Consider the following 11,720-nt stretch of genomic DNA (forward strand, 5'->3'; position numbering starts at 1 on the left):
TGTTTCGTCTGATCTCCCCGGCCTGGGTCGATCGTCCGTCTACGGTGGACGTCACCGTGGAGGCGGTCGGTGATGTGCTGGTGCTGCGTACCGGCGCGGACCCTCGCGAGCCGCTCGTGGCGTTGGCCGCCGCGCTGCCCGCCGAGGTCGGGCAGACCGCAGTGGTGAGCGGGCCGACGGTGACCGGCCGCGCCGACTTCTTCGAGCTGCTACCGGAACTGCTGATCGAGCACCTCGGTGGCAGCGCCGAGACCATCCGGCTCGTCACGGTCGGCGCGTATGCCGCCGTCGAAGGAGTCGTGCCTGCGGCGCGGGAATTGGCCGAGTGGGTCGGCCAGAAGGTGCTGGTGCCGCTTGCCGGGCTGTCCCTGGCACCCGGGGGACACAGCCAATGGCCGATCGTCCCGTGGACGGTTTGGATGACGTGCCCGCCCGACGGGCCGCCCCGCCCGGCTGCAGCCTGGCCGCCGCCTGCCCCACCCGTGCCGGCTCTGGCCGACGCAGTGCCACCCGCGCCTTCCGCTCCCGCGCCGGCTGTCCCGCTGCCCCCGGCCTCAGAACCGCCCCGGACCGTCGTGCCGGTCCAGCCGGTGCGGGAGTGGCCTGTCGGGGGACCCTGGCGGCTCGTGTCGCGCGGCGACGCCGTCGTCGCGGTGCCGCACGCGCGTCCGGCCCTCGTCTGGCTGCCGACGCGGCCCGCGCCCAGCCCACCGCCACCTGCGCGGGCTACGGCACCGCCGTCCGGCCTGCCGGGTGTGAGTACCCGAGCCGGCTGGTCGTTCCTGGAGGAGCCGGCCGACCGGATCGGCCCGGCGCTGGCCGGCTTCGTCGTGGAGGTCATCGTGGGTGCGGCTGGATTCCGGGTCACCGGTCGGCCGACCCCACCGCGGATGCTCGCCAAGCTGGTCTCGGCCTGCCGCTCTGACACCCGCCAGCCCATTGTGGTCCTTCCCCGGGGAGCGCGCGTCACGGGGATGGCGGCCGACCTGCTCTACGGCGGCCTGGCCGACGCACTCGGTGTCCCGGTCCACGCCGCCGACGCCGAGGTGCAGCACACCGCCAGTGGGCTGTTGCGGACCACGGGCGTCTTCCGCCGCTGGAGCCCCCGCTCCGCCCGAGCGGGCAAGGGCCGGTGGGGGCCTCGGGCCCGGGTGGTCGGCACCGTGCTTCCACCACTGCCTACGGTGGCCGCGCGTAGCGCGACATCCGCCGGCCGACTGTCGTATCCGTCGGCCGCGACTGCCCCTTCCGCCGCCGTCGACCCCCGGGTTCCCGCGGTGGCCACCGCGGTTCCAGCTCCCGCAGCGGTCGCGATCGGAGAGTCGGGCTTCCAGCCGATCCGGCTGCCGGAACCCGAGGTGGGCCGCACACCCCAACCCGAGTCTGCACCCGTACCCGAGCTCGAGCCGCTGGACCCAACGATCCTCGTCCTGCTCGACCCGGAACGTTGGCGCGACCGGCCGGCGCTGGCCCCGAGCCAGGCGGTCGTCGTACCGCCGCCGGCCACATCGACGCCCGTCGGCGTATCCGGTGCGCCGCCCGCGCCGCCGGACAACGCACGCTCGCGTACCGACGAGGTGTCGGCGACGCCCCCCGCCTGCGTCCCCGGCCCGGTCACCTCCGCGCCGTCCGGCGTCGCGGCGGCGGTACTCATCGCTGCTGACGGCGGCACCAGTGCGGCAGTCCACCACGCGGTCGCCGGGCAGGCTGCCCTCCACGCCGCCGCCGGCGGTGCGGCCGTGTCGACCGCCTGGGGCGACACGACCGACGACCCGCCACGCCCACGGGCGCGCTGGCTGCCGAGCGCCGACCCCGAGTTGACGGTCGCGAACCGTGCGGCGCTGCGCCAGGCGGTGGGCGGCCGGTACGACGCGCACGCCCGTGTGGTCAGCCGCACCCTGGCCGAGTCACCAGGGCTGCGGGCCGCAGCGGGTACGGTCGTGGACCTCGCGGCCGGTCTGGTCGCCGTGCGGGCGTACTCCGACGGCGCGCGCCAGCACGTCAACGAGGTGCTCCGTGGTGGTGGTTCGAGCGAGGACGCCGGGAGTGTCGAGCTGCTGGCGCACTGGGCCACGTACGGGCTACGCCGGCTGCCATCGGTCTTCGGGCCGGTCTTCCGTCCGGGCCCCGCCGGCTTCGCGCACGTCCGCTCGTATCGCCCGGGTGACGTGCTTGCCGAGCCGGCGTTCGTCGACGTCGACCTGACCGTCGGTCCGGCACCGTCGTCCGGCGTGGAGTTCGCCATCTGGTCGGTGAGCGCGCACCGGCTCGGCGATCTGGCCGCAGGCAGCGACCCGGGTGCTGTCGTCTTCCAGCCGGGCAGCCGTTTCCTTGTGCTCGCCGTGGATGAGCCGTCGGACGGCGACGCACCGGTGCGGGTGTTGCTGCGGGACCTCGCCGGAGCACCGCGCCGCGCGGGACGCGACGACTCGGAGCGGATTCTGGCCCAGCTCCGCGCGGTGCCGCGCATCGGCGCGAGCCGGACGACGATCTTCGCGCCGGGCCTGGACGGCGAGGGGCGGCCCTTCCTGTCGCCGGCAGGGTCTGCCGGCGCGGCTGCGGTGAACAAGGGTGGGGGAGCGTGAGCATCGGCATGCTGTTGGTGTCCCAGACGGATCCGGGGCACCTGTCGACTATTGAGGAGGCCGTGCGGGCCGCCGCGCCGGGGGCAACCGTCATCGTCCAACCGGGGACGTACCGCGAGCGGCTGCGGTTGACGCGTGACGTGGTGGTTGTCGCGGAGGACGGGCCAGGCACGGTCGTCATCGACGCCGACCACGGCGTGGCCGTCTTCGCCGCGCGGGGCACGGCGACGCTGCGCGGGGTGACCGTACGTGGCGGCGGCGCAAACCTGCCCGCGATCCAGGTGGGGCAGGGTGACCTGCGTCTGACCGACTGCGAGGTCGTTGGGCAGGGCATCGTCGCGCTACACGTCCCCGGTGGCCGTATCGAGCTGCGGGACTGCCAGGTCAACAACCCGGCGGGAGCCGGGTTCCTGATCGAGAAGGACGCCACCGGCGAGGTCGTGCGGACCACCGTACGCGACGTGGGCAGCGCCGCGATTGTGATCAGCGGTGGGGCGGACCCGGTGTTCCGAGACTGCACCCTGACCGACGGGCGCGGCACCGGTGTGCTTGCCGTCAACGGCGGCCGGGGCAGCCTCGAGGGCTGCGACATCAGTGCCATGGCGGGGCCCGCCGTGGCGGTGGAGGCCAACGGCGCGGTCCGGGTGGTGCGCACCACCGTGCACGACACCTTCGGCGCGGGCGTCTTCGTCGCGGGAGGTAGTCCCGTCTTCGAGGAGTGCGAGTTCCGCTCTCTCGGTGGGCATGGTGTCGTTGTCTCCGGCACCGCCGATCCGGTGCTGACCCGATGCCAGGTCAGCGGCAGCGCCGGCCACGGGCTCTACGCATTGGAGCAGGCGACCGGCGTGTTCACCGACGGGGAGATCAGCGGCACCGAGGTCGCCGGCATCGCCGTGACCGGCTCGGCCGCCCCACGCGTCGAGGGCGGCCGGGTGTCCGGCGACGGTGGCACGGCGCTGCTGTTCGACGGCGAGGCAGCGGGCACCGTACGGGGGGTCGCGGTCCACGGGGGACGCACCGGTCTGCTCGTACAGGGCCGGGCGCAGCCGTTGGTCGAGAACGTCAGGATCGCCGAGTGCGCCGAGTACGGCGTGCAGGTAACCGGCGGTGCCGTCCTGACCGTGCGCGGCGGGGCGATCAACGGCTGCGCGAGCGGCGGCGTCCTGGTCTCCCGTGGGGCGTCGATCACGATGTTGGAGACCACGGTCCGGGCCGGCACGAACGCGCTGCTGCTCGCGGCGGGCGGCACCGCCACCGCAACCGCCTGCGAGTTCGGTGGGGCACGGCAGGCCGGAGTACTGGTAGGGCAGGACGCGAGGCTGACGTTGGCGCGTACCCGGGTGCGCGGCAGCGGTGGCCCGGGAATCCGGTTCGGGCCCGGCTCCATCGGCCGGCTCGACGGCTGCGAGGTGCTGGAGAACGCCGGTGACGGCTTGCTCGTCGAGACGATGAAGCCGGTGCAGGTACGCGGAACCAGCATCGTCAGCAACGCCGGTGAGCCGATCCGATTGACCGTACCGGGGGCCGTCGACGTGGATGGCCCGGATGCGTCCCGGTCGTCGTCGGCAGACGGACAGCCTCGGGCCGACGAGCCGGTGAACCACTCGGCCACATCGGCTGCACCGATTCGCTCCGGGAACACGACCACGGCGGTCGGCAACGCTCCTCAGCCGGCGACCGCTCCGGTGGCTCCCGCGGACCCGGTGACGCCGCTGCTGGCGGAGCTGGACGCACTGGTGGGGCTGGCCGGGGTCAAACACGAGGTGGCGACGCTGGTCGGCTTGCACCGGATCGGCCAGCGGCGGGCTGCTGCCGGTCTGCCGGCACCGCCGATGTCCCGCCACCTGGTATTCGCCGGTGCGCCCGGTACCGGAAAGACCACGGTGGCCCGGTTGTACGGGCGGATCCTGGCCGCGCTCGGCGTGCTGAGCTCCGGGCAACTGGTCGAGGTGGCCCGGTCCGATTTGGTGGCCGAGCATATCGGCGGCACTGCTGTCAAGACCACGGAGAGGTTCAACGAGGCACGCGGGGGTGTGCTCTTCGTCGACGAGGCGTACACCCTCGCCCCGGTCGACGGCGGGTCCGGCCACGACTTCGGCCGAGAGGCGATCGACACCCTGGTCAAGTTGATGGAGGACTACCGGGACGAGGTGATGGTGATCGTAGCCGGCTACTCGGCGCGGATGCGGCAGTTCCTCGACGCCAACCCCGGCCTCGCCTCGCGCTTCTCCAAGACCGTCGAGTTCGAGAGCTACTCCACCGGCGAGCTGGTCACCATCGTGGAGCAACTCTGCAGCACCCACCACTACTCGCTGGAGTACGACACGAGGGTGGCGCTGGCGAGCCTCTTCGACGGGATGAACCGGGACGCAAACTTTGGCAACGCTCGGGTGGCACGGAAGGTGTTCGAAGAGATGGTCGGCCGGCAGGCGTACCGGCTCTCCCAGGCGGGCGAGACGTCCGGGGTCGAGCTGGCGCAGCTACTGCCCCAGGATCTCGGCGCACCGGCGGCGACCGGGGTGTCCGCGGGATTGGCGTGCGAGGACGAGGTCGAACGGGTGCTCAGCCGGCTCAACGGCATGATCGGCCTAGCCGGGGTGAAGCGCGAGGTGGCCGACATGATCGACCTGCTGGCGACGATCAGGACCCGGGTCGACGCGGGGTTGCCGGCCCCCTCGGTCTCCCGGCATCTGGTCTTCTCCGGCCCACCCGGCACGGGCAAGACGACGGTCGCCCGGCTGTACGGGGAACTGCTGACCGCATTGGGCGTCCTCGCCAGCGGTCAGCTCGTGGAGGTGGCCCGGGCCGACCTGGTCGGCGAGTACATCGGGCACACCGCTCAGCGCACGCGGGAGGCGTTCGACCGGGCCCGGGGCGGCCTCCTCTTCATCGACGAGGCGTACACGCTCGCGCCGCCCGACGCCCGTCAGGACTTCGGTCGGGAGGCGATCGACACGCTGGTCAAGCTGATGGAGGATCACCGTGACGAGGTGGTCGTCATCGCCGCCGGATACGAGGAGGAGATCGAAAAGTTCCTCGCCGCCAACGCGGGGCTGGCCTCTCGTTTCTCGCGCCGGATCCACTTCACCAACTACGACGCCAACGACCTGGTGGCCATCTTCCAGAACCTCGCCTCAGTCGGCGGCTACGAGTGCCCAGGGCAGACGCTGGTGGCGCTGCGCGAGCACTTCGAGCGGGTGCCGCGCACCCGCTCCTTCGGCAACGGTCGGTACGCCCGGCAGGTGCTCGACGAGGCAATCACGCGCCAGGCCGGCCGCATTCGCTCGCTGCGGGACCCCAGCGTCGAGCAGTTGCGCACCCTGCTCGCCGAGGACGTCACATGAGGGGTGAACATTCCACCGGGACGCCCGTCTCTATCGGTATGAGAACGTTGCCTGGCGTGGACGAGCGGGAAGAGTTGGTGGCCGTCGTGGTGCGCACCGACTACGCCGACGAGGATGCCTGGCAGGCGGTCCGACACGACCTGGAGGCCGGTGACCGCAGCGGTCTGTTCGACGACGAGGACGACCAGTATTGCCCGCCGCTGATCGTCGAGGGCGTGGGGTGGGCGGGTGCGACGGTGGACGATGTGCTGGCCGCCGCCGACGGCGACGAACACCTCGGGGTGGTGTTCGTCGCCGACCGGAGCGCGCTGGTCGATCCCGAGCACAAGCTGCTCGCCGTGGCGGTCACTAGCGGCCTGGACGCCGAGGATCGGGCGACGAAGGTGGAGTTCGGCAGGGAGTTTCGCATCGTGCCGCGGTGGATCTCACCCGTCAACGACAACCTCGCCCTCGGAAACATGGGTTTCGAGGAGTACGCGGAGGTTGCCCGCCAGGACCCCGAGGGCGCGTTTCGTGGCCTACCTGACTGACATCGCCCGGAGCATGCCGCCGGCCGGATGTCTCGTCGGGACCCCATCGACATCCCACCAGGGGGGCAGCTTCCTCTGGACCGGCTGGGGAGGTTCTGGACAGCCCGGTCGGCCGAGGCAGGGAGCTGACGGGTGCTGCGGGCGCCCGAGTTCGTTCGTGCGGCGATGTTCCAGTTCGGCGACATGTCGACCTGCGCGCGGTGTGGGTGGGGTGCCGGGTGGGAGTGGATTCAGCCCCGGGATAGCGCGTCGCGCAGCGACCGCAGCGCGTAGTGCGCCCGCGACTTCACCGTCCCGACGGGAACGCCGAGCCGGGCCGCCGCCTCGTTGAGGGAATGCCCCTGTACGTACAACTCGGACAGGACGGCTCGGTGGGCGATGCTGAGCTGGCCGACGGCGTGCCGCAGGGTGAGCTTCGCGATCATCGTGCCGATCCCGTCGGCCCCGGAATCCGTCAGGTCGGTGTCGATGACGCTGACCTCCACCGGCCGTGCCTGCCGTTTGCGGTACGCGTCGATGGCTAGCCGGCGGGCCACCGTGAACAGCCATCGACGTTGCGACTCGGGCTCGGTCGGCACCGCGTCCAGGTTCCGCCACGCCCGCAGCATCGTCTCCTGCACCAGGTCCTCGGCGGTGGGCAGGGCGCCCGGGGGCGTCAGGCCCCGCAGGAAGTAGAGCAGTGGGGCCGAGTTGTTTTGGTGGATCGCCCGCATGTGACTCTCCGCGCGGGTCTGCGAAGGCAGGGCGAGGTCGGCGCGTCTGTGCGCCGTCACATCCGTGTCGCCGACCGCACCAGCCGCGCCCATTGTTCTCCCGTATCCGTCGTCGCAGATCGGAATGATCGTAGAAGGGCGCCTGTGGAAATCTGATTGATTACGGGTGACGCGGATGTGAAACGCAATTCATCGGCGTTTCTACTGGCATGCCGCGCTGATTCGGGTGCCTCTGCTCAGGGCGGCGTCGCCGGACGCGGTGACCGTGACGTGGTGACCGTGACGTGGTGGAATTTGCGGTCGGCCGCGAGCGCCGCGTTGACGCCGCCGGCGGAAAGCGCCCGGCGGAGCGTGCACCTTCGCTGTGATCACGGACTGGGTCCGGGATCTGAACCGGGCAGCGTGGGAGCGGCTTGGGTTCACCGGCCGGGTTCCGGCCCAGACCAGGCACGCCGAGTTGCTTGCCGCCGCCGGCGGCCACCTGATGGCCGCGGTCAAAGGCGAACAGGCAACAGCCCCGCCGTCATGGCCACGCTGCGTAATACAGCAATCGGATACCACCGCAGTAACGGCGAACCTAACAGCGCCCGCGCCACCCGACGCGCCGATCGTCGGCCGCACGACCTCATCGCCTCTGTAGCCGTGAGTAGTACGACCGCGACCACCGGCAACTGTTCTATGTGATAGCCCTGACTCCCGCATGCGGGCAGCGGGTCGCCGACAGTTACGAAGCTCGTTCCGCACGGTGACCGTGACCCTGCCCGTTGTGCCGGTCCGACCGACCGTCGAGGAAACCCACTGTCCCGGCTGGTCCGACGGCAGATCGGGCGGAGGACCCGTACGCCATGCCTCCCCCTGCGTCAGTGAGAGTTCGGGCATGGATACTGTTTTCGCGAATGCCGAGGCGCTTCGACGGACTAATTCGTAAGGCACGTCTGCTATAAATAGCGCGATCGCTCGAATTAGGGCCACAATGTGGCCGTACGTCCGGAGGGACGTGATGCGGTAGATGATTCGGATCCCGAGAGCCGGGCCGGGGCCACAGCATGTTCGCACCCGTCCCGCAGGAAGCCATGCCGATCAGATCGAGCGCGGTGGGACGTTTCATAGGTATACGTATGGGGGGTAAGTTCGTGCCCGTTGCCAACGACGATGCGGCATCGTTGCGTTTCGGCGTGCTCGGACCGGTCAGGGTTTGGCAGCAAGACGCGGAAGTAAACCTCGGCCCTCGTCAGCAGCGCCTGATTCTGGCGTTGCTGCTGGCCAGAGCAGGCCAGCCGGTCGGCACCGGCGAGATCGTCGAAATGCTGTGGGGCCAGCGGCCACCGTTGAGCGCCGTGAATGTGGTGCACCGGTATGTGGGCGCGCTGCGGCGCTTGTTCGAGCCCGACCTTCCCGCCAGGTCGGCTGGGCGCTGGCTGGCGGGTGACGCGGCCGGGTATCGGATGCGGGTCGACGCGGACACCCTGGATCTGCTGCAACTGCGTGTGCTGGCTCAGCAGGCCAGATCGGCCGAAGAAGCCGGGCGGCTGGCCGAAGCTATGTCGGCGTACGAGACAGCACTCAGCCTGTGGCGTGGTCCTTGCGCTGGTGTACCGGCGCTGTCGTCGTACGACCAATCGGCGTTCAGTGTCGTGGACCACGAATGCGCTGACCTGGTCCGCGAGGCTGCTTCCCTGGCACTGCGACTGGACCGTGCCAGATCGGTGCTTCCCGTGCTGCGGCGCGTCGCGGAGCATCGCCCCTGGGACGAGGCGCTGCAGGCCCGGATGTTGCTGGCATTGTCGGCCGACGGACAACAAGCCGAGGCGATCACCCGCTATCAGGACGTTCGAAGTCGTCTCGCCGATGAGTTGGGTGTGGACCCGGGCGAGGAACTGCGCGCGGCGTACCAGTTGGTCCTGCGGCAGAGCCCGGCTAGGCCCGCTGCCGGCGATCCTCATGCCCCAGTCTCGCGGCCGGGTGACCTGCGGATCGCCCGTGCCTCGTTCGTCACCGCGGTGCTTCCCGCGCAGCTACCACCCGACCTTCCCTACTTTACCGGCCGTGGCGACGCCCAACACCGGACGCTCAGCCTGGTGAACGGACACATGATGACCCAGGTATCCCTGCCGGTGCTGGCCATCGACGGAATTCCGGGCATCGGGAAGACGACCCTGGCTATCCATCTCGCTCACCAACTGACCGACGCCTACCCGGACGGTCAGCTTTACGTCGATCTCCGGGGCTTTGATCCTCACCAGTCCGTGTTGGATCCCGCGGAAGCCCTCCAAGGCTTCCTCAACGCGCTCGGTGTTCCCGATGTCGACATCCCGGCCAGCCGCCATGCCCGGTCCGGGTTGTACCGCAGCGTCCTCGCTGGCCGTCGCACCCTCGTCGTGCTAGACAACGCGTACAGCGTCGAGCAGGTGCGCCCGCTCCTGCCCGGTGCTCCCGGCTGCCTGGTGCTGGTCACCAGTCGTAAGCGGCTCACGGGTCTCGCCACGGCGCACGGTGCGCACCTGATGACCCTCGATGTGCTGTCGCCGGAGGATTCGCGGGACTTCCTGACCTCGCGGATCGGGGCGGAGCGCGTCTACACCGATCCGAAGGCGCTAAACGAGATCGTCGAGCGCTGCGGAAGGCTTCCGCTGGCGCTGGCCGTGGTCGCCAGCCGGGCCCTGGCCTATCCCGAACATGGGTTGACCGACGTCGTCCGGGAGTTGCGGGACGCACAAGGCAGCCTGGACGGCTTCTTCGGGGATGACATCGACAACGACATCCGGGCGATCTTCTCGTGGTCGTACCGAGCACTCGGCGCTCGTGCAGCCCGGGTGTTTCGGCTGTTGTCGCTCCATCCCGGACCGGACACCACACTTCCGGCGACGGCCAGTCTCGCCGATGTCGCGCTGGGCGAGGCGCGACTCCTCGTCGGCGAACTCGTGCGGACGGGCCTTCTCGTGGAGCACGCGCCGGGTCGGTTCAGCATGCACGATCTGATCCGGACCTATGCCCACGAGTTGGTGCAGCTTCAGGAGGACGACACGATCCGGACACAGGCCTTCCGTCGGCTGGCCCATCACTACTGGCAGACCGCGTATGAGGGAAACCTGCTTCTGAGCCCCTCCATCGTGCTCGATTCCCCGGAGGCGATGGACACCGTGGTCACCGCTCAACTGACCAACGCCAACGACGCCATCGCTTGGTTGAACGCCGAGCGGCAGGTTCTCAAGGCCGTCGTCCAGCGTCAGATCGACGCCGGCTGCCCGACGGCGGCCTGGCAGTTGGTTCTCACCCTGCTGCACTTCTACCAGCGTGAGGGCTGGTGGCACGACTGGGCGACGATGACCCGGGCATGCCTGAATGCCGTGACCGCTGCCGACGACAAGCTCGGTCGTGCCCACATGTCTCGTGGTCTGGCGGGCGCAGTGCACATGCTCGGAGACAATGAAACCGCAGCGCGGCTTCTCCACCAGGCGCTCGACCTCTTCACCACGCTCGGCTACCGGCCGGAACAGGCCCTGGTGTACCGCAACCTCGGGCAGGTCACTTTCGCGCAGGAGAACTACTCCGATTCCGTGGCTTACTACCAGCGCTCCCTGCGGCACTTCAAATCGGCGGGCGACCTGCCCCACCAGAACTACGTCCTGTGCTGCCTTGCGGACGCGCATGCGCGCCTTGGCCAGCACGACACCAGCATGCGTCTACTCGATCGCGCATTGTCAATCTGCGAGACGGTCGGTGACGTCAACGGTCAGGGGCTGTGTTACGAGACGCTGGCCAGGTGTCATCAGGCCCGAGGGGATTACGCGGCCTCGGTCGCGAGCTGGAAGCAGGCGACCGAGATATATCGGCAGACCGAATGGCGCATGAACTCGGTCGAGTGCCAGTTGCATCTGGGCGACGCGGCACTGGCCATGGGCGACCGGGCTGGTGCCCGGACGGCATGGCAGGAGGGATTGGCTCTGCTCCGCCACCTGCGTGTGCCGTACGCGACCGAGATCCAGGATCGCCTGATGCGCCTCGAGGAGGATGCGGCTGATACGGCGTCCGGCTGACGCTGAAATTTACTGGCATCCGCTCGTCATGTCGAGAATGGGACCATCGCGATACCTGTCATTCCAAGAGGGATTATCCGCCGGTGCGTGACCTCGACCTGCGCGGAGGATTGCTGGCTCCGCAGCTTTGCCGGCTTACCATGTCGTGTAGGCGGCGAGCGCTTTCGCCGGCCGACCGGGTCCACCAGGCGTGCACGGTGTACCTGGCCCGAGCGGAGATCGTCTCGAAGGTCCGGGTGCATACCCTCATCACCTCCCGTTCGTCGAGTTTCGGGTTGGCCAGGCACCACAGCACGGGCATGCCCTCGGCTGTGGCCAGTGGATACAGGCGCATGCCCCAGAAGTAGCGGGAGTGTGAGGCGCTGTAGCCGTAGCCGGCGTCCCCGGCCAGGTCCGAACGTTTCGTGGTCTCCCGCGAGGTGCCGCACGGTACCGGGGTGGAGTCGATCAACCTGAGGATCGGGGCACTGGTCGGGGTGACCTGGGCCAGGGCCCGGAGCACGGTGGCGAT

5 protein-coding genes and 1 pseudogene are annotated in these 11,720 nt (G+C 69.8%); 4 read left to right on the forward strand and 2 right to left on the reverse strand.

What is annotated here, in order from left to right:
• Nucleotides 1-44: 44 nt before the first annotated feature.
• The 3 genes from ACWDV4_RS29010 to ACWDV4_RS29020 are packed head-to-tail and all read left to right on the forward strand — an operon-like array spanning nt 45 to nt 6,459.
• Nucleotides 45-2,585, forward strand: coding sequence for a hypothetical protein (locus ACWDV4_RS29010; RefSeq protein ID WP_449985186.1), 2,541 nt, complete (start codon nt 45-47; stop codon nt 2,583-2,585).
• Entirely contained in the window at nt 2,582-5,929 is a 3,348-nt protein-coding gene (locus tag ACWDV4_RS29015) for a right-handed parallel beta-helix repeat-containing protein (RefSeq protein ID WP_449985188.1), read from the forward strand. Before ACWDV4_RS29010 ends, ACWDV4_RS29015 begins: the two co-directional genes overlap by 4 nt.
• 56 nt (nt 5,930-5,985) lie before the next feature.
• Nucleotides 5,986-6,459: a DUF6924 domain-containing protein gene (locus tag ACWDV4_RS29020; protein ID WP_449985191.1), complete on the forward strand. Its 474-nt coding sequence runs from the start codon at nt 5,986-5,988 to the stop codon at nt 6,457-6,459.
• 230 nt (nt 6,460-6,689) lie between these two features.
• Here ACWDV4_RS29020 and ACWDV4_RS29025 read toward each other — a convergent pair whose 3' ends face one another.
• Entirely contained in the window at nt 6,690-7,265 is a 576-nt protein-coding gene (locus ACWDV4_RS29025; protein WP_449985192.1) for a sigma-70 family RNA polymerase sigma factor, read from the reverse strand.
• Between the two features lie 953 nt (nt 7,266-8,218).
• Here ACWDV4_RS29025 and ACWDV4_RS29030 point away from each other — a divergent pair.
• A complete protein-coding gene (locus ACWDV4_RS29030; protein ID WP_449985195.1) occupies nt 8,219-11,209 on the forward strand; it encodes an AfsR/SARP family transcriptional regulator in 2,991 nt (996 codons plus the stop codon).
• 241 nt (nt 11,210-11,450) lie between these two features.
• Here ACWDV4_RS29030 and ACWDV4_RS29035 read toward each other — a convergent pair.
• A pseudogene (locus tag ACWDV4_RS29035) lies at nt 11,451-11,720 on the reverse strand (IS982 family transposase); the annotation flags it as partial.

It is taken from the genome of Micromonospora sp. NPDC003197 (assembly GCF_053590565.1).